Here is an 18,751-nt window from a genome sequence, read left to right as displayed (position 1 = left end):
ACCTTTTCTTATTGGTGGGGATTGAGGATCAGCATCTGTTCCTCGGTGAAGTAATGCTCATCGCAGTTGTTGCCAGAACCACTGCGATCAACCACCAGGAAATCATCCCGCTTTTCGATCGTAAGCACCGGGTGGTGCCAAACGCCGCGATGGTAATTGATGCCCTGCCTGCCGTTACTGCGGAAGGCGCGGACCAAGCCTGATACAGGTGCATCGCCAACGGGCGCGACCACGATCAGAAAGGGGTTGCCGAGCAGCGGGATGAAAGCCTGGCTGCCCAGCGGATGGCGTTCCAGCATGCGTACGGTCAGCGGCATGTCCAGCGCGTCGGCGCGGAAGATGCTGATGATCGCTTTGTCTTCAGGCTCGGCGGTTTCGACCGTGGCGAGCTTGTGAAAGCGCATGGTCGAGCCGTTGTTGATCATGAAGTGGTCGCTGCCATCGGTTTCGATCACGTCACCGAAGGGGGCGAAGGCTTCTTTGGTCAGGGGCTCGATCATCAGGGTGCGCATGCGGTTATCTCTTCTATTGTTCGTTTTCTGAATGAGGTTCGGCTGTTGCTTACAGCTGCAGCAGACGGAACAGGGCGATCAGGTTGATCTGCGCCAGGGCTTCCTTGAATTCGGCATCCGCGTCGTTGTGGATGCGTTTCTCGAAAGCGGCGAGGATCTGGTGCCGATTGCTACCCTTCACGGCCATGATGAAGGGGAACTGGAACTTGGCCTTGTAGGCGTCGTTGAGCTCGGTGAAACGGGCGAACTCTTCGGCGTTGCACTGGTGGATACCGGCGCCGGCCTGCTCGTTGGTGCTCGATTCGGTCAACTCGCCCTGGATGGCGGCTTTGCCGGCCAGGTCCGGGTGAGCGTTGATCAGCGCCAGCTGGTCGGCGTGGTTGGCGCTGAGCAGGATGTCGCTCATGCGCTGGTGCAGCACTTCGATCTCGTCCAGCTCGCTCAGGTTGCCCAGGCCATAGGCTTTTTCAGCGACCCACGGCGAGTGCTCGTAGATGTCGGCGAAGGCGGCGACGAAGGCGTCGCGGCCCAGGGTCGATGGCGTGAAGGTCTTGAAAGCGGTCATCAGGCGTTCTCTTTCTTGTACGGGTGGGTGGTGTGCCAGTGGCGGGCGATGTCCGCGCGACGGGCGAACCAGACCTGGTCATGGCTCTTGGCGTAGTCGACGAAGCGCTTGAGCGCGGCCAGGCGCGCCGGGCGGCCGACCAGCCGGCAGTGCAGGCCGATGGAGAGCATCTTCGGCGCTTCGGCGCCTTCGGCGTACAGCACATCGAAGGCGTCCTTGAGGTACTGGAAGAACTGCTCGCCGCAGTTGAAGCCTTGTACCTGGGTGAAGCGCATGTCGTTGGTGTCCAGGGTGTAGGGGATCACCAGGTGCGGCTTGCCGGTGGGGTTGTTCGGCTCCCAGTAGGGCAGGTCGTCGTCGTAGGTGTCGCTGTCATAGAGGAAGCCACCTTCCTCCATCACCAGGCGGCGGGTATTCGGGCCGGTGCGGCCGGTGTACCAGCCCACAGGGCGCTCGCCGGTCAGTTCGGTGAGGATGCGGATGGCTTCGAGCATGTGCTCGCGCTCTTGGGCCTCGTCCATGTTCTGGTAATCGATCCAGCGGTAGCCGTGGCTGCAGATCTCGTGGCCGGCTTCGACCATGGCGCGGATCACATCCGGGTGGCGCTGGGCGGCCATGGCCACGGCGAACACGGTCAGCGGTACGCCGCTGTCCTTGAACAGCTTGAGCAGGCGCCACACGCCGGCACGGCTGCCATACTCGTACAGCGACTCCATGCTCATGTTGCGTTGGCCCTGCAACGGCTGGGCGGCGACCATCTCGGACAGGAAGGCTTCGGACTCTTTGTCACCGTGCAGGATGTTGCGCTCGCCACCTTCTTCGTAATTGAGGACGAAAGACAGGGCAATGCGGGCGTTGCCCGGCCATTGCGGGTGAGGTGGGTTGTTGCCGTAACCGATCAGGTCGCGAGGATAGTCAGCGCTCACTGCAGTCTTCCTTCTTGTGTGTTAGTGCGGGGTGGGCGGGCCGCGTCGGTATGTCGCACCACCGGATGGGCTGATTGTATACAACTTCTGAAATCTTTTGTAAGCCTGTTTTTCCGCATTTCTTCCCTTTTGTCGCCTGAGAATCCCTTGCAATAAACCTGCCTGATTGGTCAGCTAATGACGTTGGCCTCGGCACGGTGCCTGTATTTGCGACTGTTGGCGGGTTTGCTAGGGCCGCGACAGACGGGTTCAAAAAATTGTGTACAATTTGGCGATGGAATGTCTTAATAACGTCATTCCCGCACATCGCAGGCCGGTTGGCGTGATGATGGCCGTGTATTTTTTGCCCACAGATTGAACAAGAGGCGACAAGCAATGGGACGTTTGACCACACACGTACTGGATGCCGCGCATGGCTGCCCGGGCAGCTCGATCAAGGTCGAGTTGTACCGTGTCGAAGGCCAACAGCTGGAGCTGGTGAACACCGCCCTGACCAACAGCGATGGCCGTGTTGATGCGCCGTTGCTGCAGGGTGACGATTACCGCACGGGCGTTTACCAGTTGCAGTTCAGCGCTGGCGATTACTACCGCGCTCGCGGTGTGCAACTGCCGGCCCAGGCGTTTTTGGATGTTGTCGTGCTGCGCTTTGGCATCGACGAGCAGCAGGAGCATTACCACGTGCCGCTGCTGATCTCGCCGTACAGCTATTCGACCTATCGCGGAAGCTAGTTGGTCGCTAGAAGAATCTTCGTAGGTCCTTTGGCCCGCTCTCACACTGGCGGGCTTTTTTTCGTCTGGTTGTTTTTGTATCTACAGGTGGATTGCACTGCGCGACTGACATTTTTGCCAGTCGTCCCTTTAGGTCGGGTTTGAGACAATCGGTGCCCCAATCGCGTCAGAGGGGGTCGTTTGATGAGCGTTCAGAATGCGTATTCGCCCTATGGCTACCATCTGTCTCATCAGGGGGGGCTCGGCTTCAATGGTGAGCGACCGGATTTGGTCACTGGTCATTATCATTTGGGCAATGGTTACAGGGCGTACAATTCAGTATTAATGCGTTTCAATGGCCCGGATAGCTTGAGCCCGTTCGCGCTAGGTGGTCTAAACGCATATGCCTACTGTCAGGGAGACCCAGTGAATTTTCGTGATCCAAGTGGTCATGGGCTATGGGATAAGTTTCTTAATAAAGGCGTGACCAACGCTGAGGTAGTGCTGGCCGCAGCAGAACCTTTTATTACAAAGAAATTTACTCGCTTGGTGGCGTACCATGGTACGAAGATTTCAAATATAGCGTCGTTCAAGCGGGGTGTTTCGCGAGGACATTCATTGCCCAACAGGCGGCTTCAAGGTGAGGGGCTCTATGGCACGGATGACATTCACCAAGCCAAGGCATACGCTGAAAAGGCCGATGGACCTGGTGTGGTCTTGGGGGTGTTTTTGGAAGATGGTATTAGCTTGGTTCCAACTACTGGATATGGAAAGGACATAGCAGGTCGAATAGTGTTCAAGCCAACGGTATTCCCTCATCTTCAGGTGCGTGAGTTGTCTCCGCTGGACGGAAAGGTAGTGGAGCTTCGTGAGGCGCCCTATGAGCTGAAGAAGAAACCAGCGCCCGCCGCATAAAATGGAATGGGCGCCGAGGCGCCCATGGCTGGTGCAGTGAGAGTCAGAGGAACACAAACTTGGCAATGAAAATCGCACACAGCACCCACAGGCTGGCCGAGATTTCCTTGTACTTGCCAGTCCCCGCCTTCAGCGCCACATAGGTGATGAACCCCAGGGCAATACCGTCCGCGACCGAGAAGGTCAGCGGCATCATGATCACCGTGACGATCGCGGGAATGCTGTCGGTGGCTTCGTCCCAGTGGATGTGGGCCATGCTGCCCATCATCAGCATCGCTACATAGATCAGCGCACCGGCAGTGGCATAGGCAGGAATCATCCCCGCCAGCGGCGCGAAGAACATCGCGGCGACGAACAGCAGGCCAACCACCACGGCAGTCAGGCCCGTACGGCCACCCGCCGCAACCCCCGCAGCACTTTCCACATAGCTGGTCACTGGCGGTACGCCGACCACGGCACCGAACACGCTCGATGCACTGTCGGCCTTCAACGCCCGCGACAGGTTTTCGATGCGGCCATCCGCCGCCACCAGGTTGGCACGTTGCGCCACGCCCATCAGGGTGCCGGCGGTGTCGAACATGTGCACGAACAGGAACGCCAGCACCACGCTGATCATGCTGACGTTGAACACGCCGGCCACGTCCATCGCCATCCAGGTCGGTGCCAGGCTTGGCGGCATCGACATCACCCCGCCAAATTTCACCAAGCCCAGGCCCCAGCCGGCCAGGGTGACGCCGATGATGCTGATCAGGATCGCGCCGAACACCCGCTTGTAGCTGAGGATGGCAATCGACAGGAAGCACAGCGCCGCCAGCAGTGGGCCGGGTTCATGCAGCGAGCCCAGTTTGATCAGCGTGGCCGGGCTGTCGACGATGATGCCTGCAGTCTTGAGGCCGATCAGCCCGAGAAACAATCCGACGCCGGCCCCCATTGCATGGCGCAGGCTCAGCGGGATGCTGTTGAGCAGCCACTCGCGCACTTTTGACAAGGTCAGGAACATGAACAGCACACCCGAGACGAACACCGCGCCCAGTGCCGTTTCCCAGTTGTAGCCCATGGTGCCGACCACGGTGTAGGTGAAAAACGCATTCAGGCCCATGCCAGGCGCCAGGCCCACCGGCCAGTTGGCGTACAGGCCCATCAGCAGGCAGCCCAGCGCGGCGGCGATGCAGGTGGCGACGAACGCCGCGCCGTGGTCGATGCCGGCGTCAGCCATGATGTTGGGGTTGACGAAGATGATGTACGCCATGGTGATGAAGGTGGTCACCCCGGCGATCATTTCGGTTTTGACAGTGCTGCCATGTTGCTTGAGTTTGAAAATCCGCTCCAGCCAGCTCGTTTCGAGCGGTGGGGCGAGATCCAGCGTAGGGGCTTCGGATTTGCGGCTTTCCACAGCGGGTACTCCTCAAGTCTTTCTTGTTGTTTTGGAGCCATTGTCCTGCGCTTGCACTTGGCGGCTCCGCGAGGGAAGGCAGACACCTGACCGTTTTGTTGACTTATGGGTCAGGAAGTTGCACGGTGGATTATGCTTTTGTGTACAAAGAAAGCAAATAATGTTTTATCTTTTGTGTGCGCAATGCGTCGTACAACGGCTATATAGGTAAAAGGCCACCTGCAGAAACGGCTCAGCCTGTGTACAATGGCGCCATACTTTCCTTCGTGCCTCGAGAGCCCATGAACGAACAGCTGCAACCTCTGAAAAAACCTGTGCGCGCTGGCAAGGCCGGCCGCAGCGGTACCCAGGACGACATCGTCTACGCGCATATTTTCGAGGCGATCCTCGAACAGCGTCTGGCGCCGGGCACCAAGTTGAGCGAGGAAGCGCTGGGCGAGATCTTTGGCGTCAGCCGCACCATCATCCGTCGCGCTCTGTCGCGCCTGGCCCACGAAAGCGTGGTGCTGCTGCGGCCCAACCGCGGTGCGGTGGTGGCCAGCCCGACGGTGGAAGAGGCACGCCAAGTGTTCTTCTCTCGGCGCATGGTTGAACGCGCCATCACCGAACTGGCGGTGCAGCACGCTACCCTTGAGCAGCTCAACGAGCTGCGTCAGATGGTGCGTGAGGAACGCGACAGCTTCTCCCGTGGTGATCGCGGCGCGGGCATCCGCCTGTCGGGCGAATTCCACCTGAAGCTGGCCGAGGCGGCGGGTAATGCGCCGCTGGTCAGTTTCCAGCGCAGCCTGGTGTCGCAGACCTCGCTGATCATTGCCCAGTACGAAAGCGGCAACCGCTCGCATTGCTCGTACGACGAGCACATGCAGCTGATCGATGCCATCGAGGCGCGTGACGCCGAGCAGGCGGTAAGCCTGATGATGCATCACATGGACCACATCGACAGCAAGCTGAACCTGGACGAAGAAAGTGCCTCGGACGATCTGCATGCGGTGTTTTCGCACCTGTTGAAAAAGCCCAAGGTTGCTGCCAAGGGTTGATCGTTTGCTTGTATGAACTAGGGGGCCGCTTCGCGCCCCATTCGCAGCACAAGGCTGCTCCTACAGGGGTTACGCAATCCTTTGTAGGAGCAGCCTTGTGCTGCGAATGGGGCGCAACGCGGCCCCTGGTCGTTACTGGCCATAAACCAAACGTCTGCTAAATTCTTGTGAGCAAACCTTCATCAAGCAGTTGGGCTTGCGCATTCGTTGCGTTCAACTTCTTGAGGAAAGGGTTCATGAGCATGTCCCTCGGTACACGCATGGGGGCCGAACTGATCGGCACCTTCTGGCTGGTCCTCGGTGGCTGCGGCAGTGCGGTAATCGCAGCCAGTTCCCCGCTTGGCATCGGCGTTCTCGGTGTCGCCTTCGCGTTTGGCCTCACTGTCCTGACCATGGCGTTCGCCATCGGTCACATCTCTGGCTGTCATCTCAACCCCGCCGTGTCGTTCGGGCTGGTGGTGGGCGGGCGCTTCCCCGCCAAAGAACTGCTGCCCTACGTCATCGCCCAGGTGATCGGCGCCATCCTTGCGGCAGCGGTGATCTATTTCATCGCCAGCGGCAAGGCCGGTTTCGAGCTGTCGTCGGGGTTGGCGTCGAACGGCTACGCGGATCATTCGCCCGGCGGCTATTCGCTGGGGGCGGGGTTTGTCAGTGAGGTGGTGATGACGGCGATGTTCCTGGTGGTGATCATGGGGGCCACCGATGCCCGCGCCCCGGCAGGCTTTGCGCCGATTGCCATCGGCCTGGCCCTGACCCTGATCCACCTGATCTCGATCCCGGTGACCAATACCTCGGTCAACCCCGCGCGTAGCACGGGGCCGGCACTGTTCGTCGGTGGTTGGGCCCTGCAGCAGCTGTGGCTGTTCTGGCTGGCGCCGCTGATCGGGGCAGCGATCGGCGGCGCGTTGTACCGGGGGCTGGCGAAAGAGCCTTAGCGCTGGTGCACGCAACGCCCAGCGGCGTAGGTTTCGCGCACGGTGCGGTCATCGCCCAGGGTGGTGAGCACGAACAAGGTCTCTTCGATGCTGTTGGACTGCTGAATACGGTAGTCCAACAGCGGCGTGGCCTTGTAGTCGAGCACCACGAAGTCGGCATCGTTGCCGGCGCGCAGGCTACCAATGCGGTCGTCCAAGCGCAGTGCGCGGGCGCCGCCGAGGGTGGCCAGGTACAGCGACTTGTACGGGTGCAGGCGTGCGCCCTGCAGTTGCATGACCTTGTACGCCTCGTTCAGCGTGTTGAGCAGCGAGAAGCTGGTGCCGGCGCCCACGTCGGTGCCCAGGCCAACGTTGACCTTGAAGCGCTCGGCCTGCGGCAGGTTGAACAAACCGCTGCCCAGGAACAGGTTGGAGGTCGGGCAGAAGGCCACGGCCGAGCCGGTTTCGGCCAGGCGTTGGCACTCGTCGTCGCACAGGTGCACGCCGTGGGCGAACACCGAGCGCTCGCCCAGCAGCTCGAAGTGGTCATAGACGTCCAGGTAGCCTTTCTGCTCGGGGAACAGCGACTTGACCCAGTCGATTTCCTTGAGGTTCTCCGACAGGTGCGTGTGCAGGTACACGCCCGGGTGCTCCTTGAGCAGTTGGCCGGCCAGGGTCAGTTGCGCTGGGGTGCTGGTCGGTGCGAAGCGCGGGGTGACCGCATAGTGCAGGCGGCCCTTGCCGTGCCAGCGCTCGATCAGTGCCTTGCTTTCGGTGTAACCAGACTCGGCCGTGTCGGTCAGGTAGTCAGGGGCATTGCGGTCCATCATCACCTTGCCGGCGATCATCCGCAGGTCGAGGCGTTCGGCTTCTTCGAACAGGGCGTTGACTGACTCCGGGTGCACGCTGCCGAATACCAGGGCCGTGGTGGTGCCGTTGCGCAGCAGTTCCTTGAGGAAGATTTTCGCGACCTGGTCGGCGTGGCCCTTGTCGGCGAACTGTTTCTCGCACGGGAAGGTGTAGGTGTTGAGCCAGTCCAGCAGCTGTTCGCCGTAGGAGCCGATCATGCCGGTCTGTGGGAAGTGAATATGGGTATCGATGAAGCCCGGGGTGATCAGGGCATCCTGGTAATGCACCACGTCGATACCGGCATCCAGGGTCGGCAGCAGCTCGCTGGCGTGGCCGATGGCGCTGATGCGGCCATCGTCGACCACCAGCAGGCCGTCTTCGTAGTATTCATGGGAGGCCTCCAGGCCGACCTCGGCCGGGTCGGCGATGCTGTGCAGGATGGCGGCACGGTAGGCTTTGCGGGTTGCGGTCATAAAGCGCTCGTCAAATGGCTTGGCTGCGCCGGGAGGGCGGCAGCAACTGGGCAATGGGGCCGGCGTTGGCGGCAGCGTCATGCTGGCCGAAGCAGGCGTTGTAGGTGGCAATGATTTCCGCGGCGATGGACACGGCGATCTCGATCGGCAGCTTGCCCTTGACCTCGGCAATGCCCATCGGGCAGCGCATGCGGGCCATGACGGCAGCGTCGTAGCCGCGCTCGCGCAGGCGGTGCTCGAACTTGGCCCGTTTGGTCTTCGAGCCGATCAGGCCGAACCAGGTGAAATCGTTGCGCTTGAGAATGGCGGCGGTCAGTTCCAGGTCGAGCTGGTGGTTATGGGTCATGACGATGCAATAGCAACCGGCTGGCAGCTCGGCCACTTCATCGACCGGCTCCTCGTTGACCACCTTGGTCACCCCAGGGGGGATGAGCTCGGGGAATTCCTGTTCGCGCGAATCGATCCAGCGCACCCGGCAGGGCAGCGCGGCGAGCAAGGGTACCAGAGCGCGGCCGACATGGCCCGCACCGAACACCGCGATCTGCGCCTGCACTGCGGCCATCGGTTCGAACAGCAGCACGGTGACGCCGCCGCAGCACTGGCCGAGGCTGGCACCGAGGCTGAAGCGCTCCAGGTGCGGGGTGGTGCGTTGTGCTTCGAGCATCTGCCGGGCGATGTGCAGGGCCTTGTATTCCAGGTGGCCGCCGCCGATGGTGTCGAACAGCGCGGTGGCACTGACGACCATTTTCGAGCCGGCGTTGCGCGGGGTAGAGCCGCGTTCCTCGATGATGGTGACCAGTACGCAGGGTTCGCCACGGGACTGGTGGTCGGCGAGGGCGTTGATCCATTGGTGCATGATTCAACCTCTCTTGAAGGCTGACATTGTCCTTGTGGGAGCGGGCTTGCCCCGCGAATGCGGCAGTGGCCACACCCTCGTATTCGCGGGGCAAGCCCGCTCCCACAGGGTTACGCGATGTCAGTGAGTCACGGTTTCCAGTTCTTGTTCGGCAGATTGTTGCTGAGCCACTTCCTTGCGCATCTGCTCACAGCCCCACAACACGCGCTCCGGGGTCGCCGGTGCGTCGATGTTCGGCTGCACGCGGTAGTCGGCCAAGCTCGCCACGGCGTCCTTGATCGCACACCAGGCGGCGATGCCGAGCATGAACGGCGGCTCGCCCACGGCCTTGGAATGGAACACCGTGTCCTCCGGGTTCTTGCGGTTTTCCACCAGCTTCACGCGCATGTCCAGCGGCATGTCGGCTACTGCCGGGATCTTGTAGCTGGCCGGGCCGTTGGTCATCAGTTTGCCCTTGGCATTCCACACCAGTTCCTCGGTGGTCAGCCACCCCATGCCCTGGATGAAGCCGCCTTCGACCTGGCCGATGTCGATGGCCGGGTTCAGCGAGTCGCCCACGTCATGCAGGATGTCGGCGCGCAGCATCTTGTACTCGCCGGTCAGGGTGTCGACGATCACTTCCACGCAGGCCGCGCCAAAGGCGAAGTAGTAGAACGGCCGGCCGCGGGCCTGGCTGCGGTCGTAGAAGATTTTCGGCGTGCGGTAGAAGCCGGTGCTCGACAGCGACACCTGGGCGAAGTACGCCTGCTGCACCAGTTGCTCGAAGCTGACGATCTGGTCGCGCACGCGCACATGGCCATTGCGGAACTCGACGTCCTCCTCGGTCACCTGATAGTGCCGCGCGGCGAATTCGGTCAGGCGCTTCTTGAGGATCTCGGCGGCGTTTTGCGCTGCCTTGCCGTTCAGGTCGGCGCCGCTGGAGGCCGCGGTAGGCGAGGTGTTTGGCACCTTGTCAGTGTTGGTGGCGGTGATCTGGATACGGTCGAAATCGACCTGGAAGATCTGCGCGACCACCTGGGCGACTTTGGTATTCAGGCCCTGGCCCATCTCGGTGCCGCCGTGGTTCAGGTGGATGCTGCCGTCGGTGTAGATGTGGATCAGCGCCCCCGCCTGGTTGAGGAAGGTGGCGGTGAACGAAATGCCGAACTTGACCGGGGTCAGTGCCAGGCCCTTCTTGAGGATCGGGCTGTTGGCATTGAACCGGCGGATCGACTCACGGCGTTCGGCGTAATCGCTGCTGGCTTCCAGGTCGGCGGTCATCTCGTCGAGCATGTTGTGCTCGACGGTCTGGTAGTAGTGGGTGACGTTGCGCTCGGTCTTGCCGTAATAGTTGGCTTTGCGCACGGCCAGCGGGTCACGGCCCAGGTGGCGGGCGATGTGGTCCATCACCTGTTCGATGGCGACCATGCCCTGTGGGCCGCCGAAGCCGCGGTAGGCGGTGTTGGAGGCGGTGTTGGTCTTGCAGCGGTGGCCATGCACGGTAGCATCGCCCAGGTAATAGGCGTTGTCGGAGTGGAACATGGCGCGGTCGACGATCGAGCCGGACAGGTCGGGCGAGTAGCCGCAGTTGCCGGCCAGGTCGAAGTTGATGCCGTGCAGGCGGCCGTTGTCATCGAAGCCGACGTCGTACTCGACATAAAACGGGTGACGCTTGCCGGTCATGGTCATGTCTTCGACGCGCGGCAGGCGCATCTTGGTCGGCTGGCCGGTCAGGCGCGCAATGACCGCGCACAGGCAGGCCGGGCTGGCGGCCTGGGTTTCCTTGCCGCCGAAACCACCACCCATGCGGCGCATGTCGAGGACGACCTTGTTCATCGGCACGTCCAGCACTTCGGCCACCAGCTTCTGCACCTCGGTGGGGTTTTGCGTGGAGCAGTAGACGATCATGCCGCCGTCCTCGGTGGGCATCACCGAAGAAATCTGCGTCTCCAGGTAGAAGTGCTCTTGGCCACCGATGTGCAAGGTACCTTGCAGGCGATGCGGAGCACTGGCCAAGGCCGCGGCCGAGTCGCCGCGTTGGTGGGTGTGGCTGTCGAGCACGAAGTGCTTCTTGCGCAACGCTTCGACCACATCCAGTACCGGCTCCAGGTCTTCGTACTCGACGATGGCCGCCATGGCGGCGCGGCGGGCGGTTTCCAGGTCACGGGCGGCCACGGCGAGCACCGGTTGACCAAAGAACTCGACCTTGTCGATGGCCAGCAGCGGGTCACCGGCTACGACTGGGCCGATGTCCTTGAGCCCCGGGATGTCTTCGTGGGTGATGGCGATGCGCACGCCTTCGAAGGCATAGCACGGCGTGGTGTCGATGCGCAGGATGCGCGCATGGGCACGGTCGGCAGTGCGCGCATAGACGTGCAACTGGTTAGGGAATTCGAGGCGGTCATCGATGTACACCGCCTCGCCGGCCACGTGCTTGTCGGCGCTGTCGTGCTTGACGCTGCGGCCGACCCCGGTGGTCAGGTCCTGGCTGAACAGTTCGGCCATCTCGGCCTGGCTCTTGGCTACGTGATGGTTAGACATAAGCGGTCACCCGGGTTTCGATGTGCGGCGTTTGCTGTTCGATGAAGTACTTGCGCAGCAGGTTCTGCGCGGTCAGCAGGCGGTATTCCTTGCTGGCGCGGAAGTCGCTGAGCGGGGTGAAGTCTTCGGTCAGGGCCTGGCAGGCGCGCTCGATGCTGGCCTGGTTCCATGGCTTGCCGCGCAGGGCTGCTTCGCAGGCGCGGGCGCGTTTGGGGATCGCGGCCATGCCACCGAAGGCGATACGCACACCGCTGACCACGCCGTTCTCGATGCTCAGGTTGAACGCTGCGCACACGGCAGAGATGTCGTCATCCAGGCGCTTGGACACTTTATAGGCGCGGAAGGCCCAATCCACACTGGCGCGCGGCACGATGATCTTCTCGATGAACTCGCTGTCCTGGCGCGCGGTGATGCGGTAGTCGATGAAGTAGTCCTCCAGCGCCAGGGTGCGCTGGCGTTCGCCTTGGCGCAGCACCACCTGGGCATCCAGGGCGATCAGCAGGGGCGGCGAGTCACCAATCGGCGACGCGTTGCCGATATTGCCGCCCAGGGTGCCCTGGTTGCGGATCTGCAGCGAGGCGAAGCGGTGCAGCAGGTCGCCGAAATCAGGGTACTCGGCGTTGAGCGCCTCATAGCAGTCAGTGAGCGGGGTGGCTGCGCCGATTTCCAGGTGGCTGGCGGTTTTGTCGATGCGCTTGAGCTCGGCCACATGGCCGACATAGATCATCACCGGCAGGGTCTTGTGGAACTGGGTCACTTCCAGCGCCAGGTCGGTACCACCGGCCAGCAGACGTGCTTCGGGGTGCGAGCTGTACAGGTCGGCCAGGTCGGCCACGGTCAGCGGCACCAGGCAACGTTTGTCGCCGCTGTTGAGCTCGCCGGTCTGGGTTGGCGCAATGGCCTTGAGGCGGCTGATGGTTTGGGCTTGCTGGGCGTCGAACTGATCGCGGCAAGGCTGGCGGCAGCTCTGCTCGGCGGCATCGAGGATCGGCCGGTAGCCGGTGCAGCGGCACAGGTTGCCGGCCAAGGCTTCCTGGGCCTGATGCACGTCGGCGCCTTGGCTGTTTTTCTGCAGGGCGAACAGCGACATGACAAAGCCTGGGGTGCAGAAGCCGCATTGCGAGCCATGGCAGTCGGCCATGGCTTTTTGCACGCTGTGCAGTTCACCCTGGTGCTTGAGGCCTTCGACGCTGATCAACTGCTTGCCGTGCAGTGACGAAACGAACGTCAGGCATGAGTTGAGGCTACGGTAGCGCAGGGTATCCTGGCCTTGGTCGTCCTGGGTCAATTCACCGACCACCACGGTACACGCACCGCAGTCACCGCTGGCGCAGCCTTCCTTGGTGCCGGGTTTGCCCAGGTGCTCGCGCAGGTATTGCAGCACCGTCATGTTCGGGTCCAGGGCGTGCTCATTACGCAGCTCCTGGTTGACGAGAAACTGGATCACGGGGATGGCCTCGCAATGGTTTTATTGTTGTTGGGCGGACAATAAGCAGACCTGACGAACTGGTCAATATTTTTCTGACTCAAAGGTCAGGAAAATGCGTATGTCTACACCCGGCCGAACACATTGCCCATATCACAAGCATAGATCGCGCCGTGCAGGCAGCTGCCTGGCAGGCCAAATAAAGCGCAAGGCCCCTCTGCGCGAGTGCGGGTCAAGTACGCTACAATCCGCCCCTTGTGCCCAGTTCAATGATTTTGAAGGAAAACCATGACGTTCAAGGCCCCGGACAGCCTCTCCGAGCAGATTGCCGATTACCTGGCCGAACGCATTATTCGCGGCGAGCTGGCGCCGGGCGAGCGCATTCAGGAGCAGAAGGTTACCCAGGCGCTTAATGTCAGCCGCGGCTCGGTGCGTGAAGCGCTGTTGATCCTCGAGCGTCGGCATCTGGTAGCGATCTTGCCGCGTCGCGGTGCGCATGTGACCAAGTTGGACGAGCGCAGTGTGCGCAGCCTGTGCAACTTGATGGGTGAGTTCTACATCCTGCTGGGCAACGCCGTTGCACAAAAATGGCGCCTGGAGGCCGACTTGCGCCCGTTTCTGGAGATCCAGCAGCGCTTGCAGCATGCCCGCGATCAGCAAGACATCAAGGCCTTCGTCGCTGAAAGCTTCGCCGTCATGCGTGCTGCCTATCCGTTCGCCGACAACCCGTACCTGCAGGAAACCGTCGAAAACCTGCAGCCGGCCATGAGCCGCGCCTACTACCTGGCCCTGGACCAACGCCAGGCCAGCACGGACGACTACCTGGAGCTGTTCGCGCGCCTGCTCGAGGCGGTGGTCGCCCGCGACCTGCCGCGCATTCGCGAGGTGCTCACCGCCTATTGCCAGCGCAGCTGTGAGCTGGTGCTGGCGGCGTTGGCCCGGGCCTGACGATGCGCCTCAAGTGCATTCGCCTGGCCGGGTTCAAGTCGTTCGTCGACCCCACCACGGTCAACTTCCCCAGCAACATGGCGGCCGTGGTAGGCCCCAACGGTTGCGGCAAATCCAACATCATCGACGCGGTGCGCTGGGTGATGGGCGAGAGTTCGGCGAAGAACCTGCGTGGCGAGTCGATGACCGACGTCATCTTCAACGGCTCTACCAGCCGCAAACCGGTCAGCCAGGCCAGTATCGAGCTGGTGTTCGACAACAGCGATAACACCTTGGTCGGGGAGTACGCGGCTTACGCTGAAATCTCCATCCGCCGCAAGGTGACCCGCGACGCGCAGAACAGCTATTACCTCAACGGCGCAAAATGCCGTCGCCGGGACATCACCGATATTTTCCTTGGCACCGGCCTTGGGCCGCGCAGCTACTCGATCATCGAGCAGGGCATGATCTCCAAGCTGATCGAAGCCAAGCCCGAAGAGCTGCGCAACTTCATCGAAGAAGCGGCGGGTATCTCCAAGTACAAGGAGCGCCGCCGCGAGACCGAGAACCGCATCCGCCGCACCCAGGAAAACCTGGCGCGCCTCACCGACTTGCGTGACGAGCTCGAACGCCAGCTCGAACGCTTGCACCGTCAGGCCCAGGCAGCCGAAAAGTACCGTGAGTACAAGGCCCAGGAACGCCAGCTGAAAGCCCGCTTGTCGGCCCTGCGCTGGCGCGACTTGGACGAACGCGTACGCCAGCGCGAGGCGGTGATCGGTGATCAGGACGTGTCCCACGAGGCCTTGGTGGCCGAGCAGCGCAACGCCGACGCGAGTATCGAGCGCCTGCGCGATGGCCACCACGAATTGTCCGAGCGCTTCAACCAGGTGCAGGGCCGCTTCTATTCAGTAGCGGGCGACATTGCCCGGGTCGAGCAGAGCATCCAGCACGGCCAGCAGCGCCTTCGCCAGTTGCAGGACGACTTCAAGGAAGCTGAGCGCACGCGCTTGGAGACCGAGTCCCACCTGGGCCATGACCGCACCTTGCTGGCCACCCTCGGCGAAGAGCTGGCCATGCTCGAGCCCGAACAGGAAATGACCCTGGCGGCCGCCGAAGAAGCCGCTGCCACCCTCGAAGAAGCCGAGCTGGGCATGCACGGCTGGCAAGAACAATGGGACACCTTCAACACCCGCTCCGCCGAGCCCCGCCGTCAGGCAGAAGTGCAACAGTCCCGCCTGCAGCAGCTTGAAGCCAGCCTGGAACGCTTGTCGGAGCGCCAGCGCAAGCTGGGGGAAGAGCGCGACCTGTTAGGTGCCGAGCCGCAGGACGCGGCCCTGGTCGAGCTGTCCGAGCAGTTGGCCAGCAGCGAGATGCTGCTCGAAACGTTGCAACTGTCCGAAGAGCAAGTGGTCGAGCAACTCGAAGGCACGCGCGAGCAATTGCAGCAGGCCACCCAGGCGCAACAACAGGCGCAGGGTGACCTGCAGCGCCTGGGCGGGCGGTTGGCATCGCTGGAGGCCTTGCAGCAGGCCGCACTGGAGCCGGGCGTAGGTGCCGCAGACTGGTTGCGCGAGCAGGGCCTGGCACAGCGCCCGCGCCTGGCGGAAGGGCTGCGGGTCGAGCCGGGCTGGGAGCTGGCCGTGGAGACGGTGCTTGGCGCCGATCTACAGGCTGTGCTGGTTGATGATTTCAACAACCTCGCTTTTGCCGACCTGGAGCAAGGCGAGTTGCGCTTGCTGCTGGCAAGCGGCGAGGGTGCGCGGCTGGCGGGCAGCCTGCTGGACAAAGTCGAAGGGCGTACCGACCTGACCCCCTGGCTGGGGCAGGTCAAACCGGTCGATGACCTGGCCCAAGCGCTGGCACTGCGTGCGACTCTGGCTGAAGGGCAAAGCCTGGTTAGCCGCGATGGTTATTGGGTTGGCCGGCATTTTTTGCGGGTCAGCCGAGGCGGCGAGGCCGAAGGTGGGGTGTTGGCCCGTGGCCAGGAAATCGAGCGCCTGGGCCAGCAACAGCTGGAGCAGGAAGCCGCCCTGGAGCACCTTGAGCAACAGCTTCAAGATGTGCGCGAGCAGCAATTGGGCCTGGAAGAACAGCGCGAGCAACTGCGCCGCCGCACCCAGGAAGAAAGCCGCCAGCACGGCGAGCTCAAGGCCAGCCTGTCGGCCAGCCGGGCCCGTGCCGAGCAAGTCGAATTGCGTCGCCGCCGCCTGCACGAAGAGCTGACCGAGCTGCAAGAACAGCGCGCCCTGGAGCACGAGCAACTGGGCGAGGCGCGGTTGGTGCTGCAAGAAGCCTTGGACCTGATGGCCCAGGACACCGAGCAGCGCGAACAGTTGATGGCTCGCCGCGATACCCTGCGCGAAGGCCTTGACCGCATCCGTCAGGAGGCCCGCCAGCACAAGGACCACGCCCACCAGTTGGCCGTGCGCCTAGGCTCGCTGCGTGCCCAGCACGACTCCACCCATCAGGCCCTGGAGCGCCTGGAACAGCAGGCAGCACGCCTGACCGAGCGCCAGGAGCAACTGAGCCTGAACCTGGAGGAGGGCGCAGCGCCCCTCGAAGAGCTGCGCCTCAAGCTCGAAGAGCTGCTGGAGCGGCGCATGAGCGTCGACGAAGAAATGCGCCAGGCGCGCCTGCACATGGACGAAGCCGACCGCGCCCTGCGCGACGCGGAAAAACGCCGCACCCAAGCCGAGCAGCAAGCCCAACTGCTGCGTGGCCAGCTGGAGCAGCTACGCCTGGAGTGCCAGGGCCTGGATGTGCGGCGCAAGACCCTGCAGGAACAACTGCTGGCCGACGGCTACGACCTGCAAGGCGTGCTTGCCACCCTTGAAGCGGACGCCACCGAACAGAGCACCGAACAGGCGCTGGAGCAGACCGAGGCGCGTATCCAGCGCCTGGGCGCGATCAACCTGGCGGCCATCGAAGAGTACGAGCAGCAGTCCGAGCGCAAGCGCTACCTGGACGCCCAGAACGCCGACTTGGTCGAAGCACTGGAGACGCTGGAAAACGTCATCCGCAAGATCGACAAGGAAACGCGCAACCGCTTCAAAGATACCTTTGATCAGATAAATGCCGGATTACAGGCACTTTTTCCAAAAGTTTTCGGTGGTGGCAGCGCTTATCTGGAACTGACAGGCGAAGATCTACTCGATACAGGGGTAACGATCATGGCGCGACCCCCGGGCAAGAAGAACAGCACCATCCATCTGCTGTCCGGTGGCGAGAAGGCACTGACCGCCCTGGCGCTGGTGTTCGCCATTTTCAAGTTGAACCCCGCACCGTTCTGCATGCTCGACGAAGTCGATGCGCCGCTGGACGATGCCAACGTCGGGCGTTACGCCCGGCTGGTGAAGGAAATGAGTGAAAGCGTGCAGTTCATCTACATCACCCATAACAAGATTGCCATGGAGATGGCGGATCAATTGATGGGGGTGACGATGCATGAGCCGGGCTGCTCACGCCTCGTTGCAGTGGATGTGGAGGAGGCGATGGCCATGGTCGACGCCTGATGCGCGAAGATAGGGCACATTCTGTAGCGAAATGGCCCCGCCATGTGCGACAGACGGTGTAAAGTTGTCTTTGGTCGTGCTAGCTTAATGTCACTCGTTTTTTGCGTGGGTAAAACGCCTGTCAGAACATAGAGTTGGCGCCACGTGTTAAAGGGCTTTGAACCCTTTGTTTTCAAGCATATTTTTATAGAGGCACGGGATTACATGGAAATCGGTCTGCGCGAGTGGCTGATCCTCATCGGCATCATTGTCATTGCCGGTATTCTTTTCGACGGCTGGCGCCGCATGCGCGGCGGGAAAGGCAAGTTGAAATTCCGTCTGGACCGCAGTTATTCCAATGTCCCCGACGAAGAGGGCGGCGCCGAAGTGCTCGGCCCATCGCGGGTATTGGATAACCACAAGGAGCCAGAACTGGACGAGAGCGACCTGCCCTCGCTCAGTGCGTCGTCGCGCGATCGCGAACGCGAGCCCAAGCCAGTCAAGGCCAGCAAGCGTGGCAAGCGCGCCGCAGAAGTGCCGCAAGGTGACCTGAACCTGGTCGCAGAGGCGCGCGAGCCTGATCTGTTCGCCGATGCCGATGATGATTTTGCCGCCGACAACAACCGCAACAGCGGTGCGTCGTCCAGCAACAACTCGGTCAAGGAACTGCCTCCCGCTGAAGAGGTGCTGGTGATCAGCGTCATCTCCCGCGACGAGGGTGGTTTCAAGGGCCCGGCACTGCTGCAGAACATTCTCGAGAGCGGCCTGCGTTTTGGCGAGATGGACATCTTCCACCGCCACGAGAGCATGGCCGGCCACGGCGAAGTGCTGTTCTCCATGGCCAACGCCGTGAAGCCCGGTATTTTCGACCTGGACGACATCGACCACTTCAGCACCCGTGCGGTGAGCTTCTTCCTGGGGCTGCCAGGCCCGCGTCACCCTAAGCAGGCCTTCGACGTGATGGTCGCGGCGGCGCGCAAATTGGCCCATGAGCTCAATGGCGAACTCAAGGACGACCAGCGCAGCGTGCTGACCGCCCAGACCATCGAGCACTACCGCCAGCGCATCGTCGAGTTCGAGCGCCGCGCGCTGACCCAGAAACGCTGATAGATCCAGACGAAAGAGCAGCCTGCGGGGCGTGCTGGCCGGTTCGGGCTCCTAGGTTGTCTGATCTGGCCCCTTCGCGGGTAAACCCGCTCCCACAGGTACCCCACTGTTTTTGAACCCAGTGGCGTACCT

14 protein-coding genes and 1 pseudogene are annotated in these 18,751 nt (G+C 62.1%); 7 read left to right on the top strand and 8 right to left on the bottom strand.

Annotated features, from left to right (window positions below):
- Positions 1-8: 8 nt before the first annotated feature.
- Genes OO306_RS20200 through puuE form a run of 3 tightly spaced genes read right to left on the bottom strand, consistent with a single transcriptional unit; the run spans position 9 to position 2,003 of the window.
- On the bottom strand, positions 9-512 hold the full coding sequence (locus OO306_RS20200; protein ID WP_027592958.1) for an ureidoglycolate lyase: 504 nt from the start codon (positions 510-512) through the stop codon (positions 9-11).
- A 49-nt stretch (positions 513-561) separates the two neighbouring features.
- Positions 562-1,077 (bottom strand): 2-oxo-4-hydroxy-4-carboxy-5-ureidoimidazoline decarboxylase, encoded by a 516-nt coding sequence (gene uraD, locus OO306_RS20195; RefSeq protein WP_265969733.1) that lies wholly within the window; start codon positions 1,075-1,077, stop codon positions 562-564.
- Positions 1,077-2,003 carry an allantoinase PuuE gene (gene puuE / locus OO306_RS20190; protein ID WP_027592956.1) on the bottom strand — a complete coding sequence of 309 codons (927 nt, stop codon included), beginning with the start codon at positions 2,001-2,003 and terminating at the stop codon, positions 1,077-1,079. Before puuE ends, uraD begins: the two co-directional genes overlap by 1 nt.
- Positions 2,004-2,378: 375 nt before the next feature.
- Between puuE and uraH the strand changes: the two genes are divergently transcribed.
- Entirely contained in the window at positions 2,379-2,732 is a 354-nt protein-coding gene (uraH, locus tag OO306_RS20185; protein WP_003259496.1) for a hydroxyisourate hydrolase, read from the top strand.
- 198 nt (positions 2,733-2,930) lie between these two features.
- A pseudogene (locus OO306_RS20180) lies at positions 2,931-3,185 on the top strand (RHS repeat-associated core domain-containing protein); the annotation flags it as partial.
- A 484-nt stretch (positions 3,186-3,669) separates the two neighbouring features.
- Here OO306_RS20180 and OO306_RS20175 read toward each other — a convergent pair.
- A complete protein-coding gene (locus tag OO306_RS20175; protein ID WP_225876720.1) occupies positions 3,670-4,989 on the bottom strand; it encodes an NCS2 family permease in 1,320 nt (439 codons plus the stop codon).
- A 311-nt stretch (positions 4,990-5,300) separates the two neighbouring features.
- On the opposite strand from OO306_RS20175, the gene OO306_RS20170 reads away from it, so the two are divergent.
- Positions 5,301-6,056, top strand: a complete 756-nt coding sequence (locus OO306_RS20170; RefSeq protein WP_027592953.1) for a GntR family transcriptional regulator — start codon at positions 5,301-5,303, stop codon at positions 6,054-6,056.
- A 236-nt stretch (positions 6,057-6,292) separates the two neighbouring features.
- Positions 6,293-6,991, top strand: a complete 699-nt coding sequence (aqpZ, locus tag OO306_RS20165; RefSeq protein WP_027592952.1) for an aquaporin Z — start codon at positions 6,293-6,295, stop codon at positions 6,989-6,991.
- Here the strand turns inward: aqpZ and guaD are convergent.
- The 4 genes from guaD to xdhA all read right to left on the bottom strand — a co-directional run bounded on the left by guaD (position 6,988) and on the right by xdhA (position 13,115).
- Positions 6,988-8,292, bottom strand: coding sequence for a guanine deaminase (gene guaD, locus OO306_RS20160; RefSeq protein WP_027592951.1), 1,305 nt, complete (start codon positions 8,290-8,292; stop codon positions 6,988-6,990). The genes aqpZ and guaD overlap by 4 nt on opposite strands.
- 10 nt (positions 8,293-8,302) lie before the next feature.
- Positions 8,303-9,148: a xanthine dehydrogenase accessory protein XdhC gene (gene xdhC / locus OO306_RS20155; RefSeq protein WP_085272530.1), complete on the bottom strand. Its 846-nt coding sequence runs from the start codon at positions 9,146-9,148 to the stop codon at positions 8,303-8,305.
- Between the two features lie 120 nt (positions 9,149-9,268).
- Positions 9,269-11,668, bottom strand: a complete 2,400-nt coding sequence (xdhB, locus tag OO306_RS20150) for a xanthine dehydrogenase molybdopterin binding subunit (protein WP_099428686.1) — start codon at positions 11,666-11,668, stop codon at positions 9,269-9,271.
- A complete protein-coding gene (gene xdhA / locus OO306_RS20145) occupies positions 11,661-13,115 on the bottom strand; it encodes a xanthine dehydrogenase small subunit (protein ID WP_265969732.1) in 1,455 nt (484 codons plus the stop codon). Before xdhA ends, xdhB begins: the two co-directional genes overlap by 8 nt.
- Before the next feature lie 267 nt (positions 13,116-13,382).
- Between xdhA and OO306_RS20140 the strand changes: the two genes are divergently transcribed.
- From OO306_RS20140 to zipA, 3 genes are all read left to right on the top strand, one after another.
- A complete protein-coding gene (locus OO306_RS20140) occupies positions 13,383-14,042 on the top strand; it encodes a GntR family transcriptional regulator (RefSeq protein ID WP_027592947.1) in 660 nt (219 codons plus the stop codon).
- Positions 14,043-14,044: 2 nt separating this feature from the next.
- A complete protein-coding gene (smc, locus tag OO306_RS20135; RefSeq protein WP_265969731.1) occupies positions 14,045-17,533 on the top strand; it encodes a chromosome segregation protein SMC in 3,489 nt (1,162 codons plus the stop codon).
- A 204-nt stretch (positions 17,534-17,737) separates the two neighbouring features.
- The gene (gene zipA / locus OO306_RS20130; protein ID WP_027592945.1) at positions 17,738-18,619 is read left to right on the top strand and encodes a cell division protein ZipA; all 882 of its coding nucleotides are present in this window, start codon (positions 17,738-17,740) and stop codon (positions 18,617-18,619) included.
- Positions 18,620-18,751 lie beyond the last annotated feature (132 nt).

Origin of the sequence: Pseudomonas sp. DCB_AW (genome assembly GCF_026240895.1) — a bacterium.
In the GTDB taxonomy this organism is placed as follows: domain Bacteria; phylum Pseudomonadota; class Gammaproteobacteria; order Pseudomonadales; family Pseudomonadaceae; genus Aquipseudomonas; species Aquipseudomonas kermanshahensis.
The sequence above is the reverse complement of the archived record's forward strand: the minus strand, read 5'-3'. Positions and strand labels throughout refer to the sequence as shown.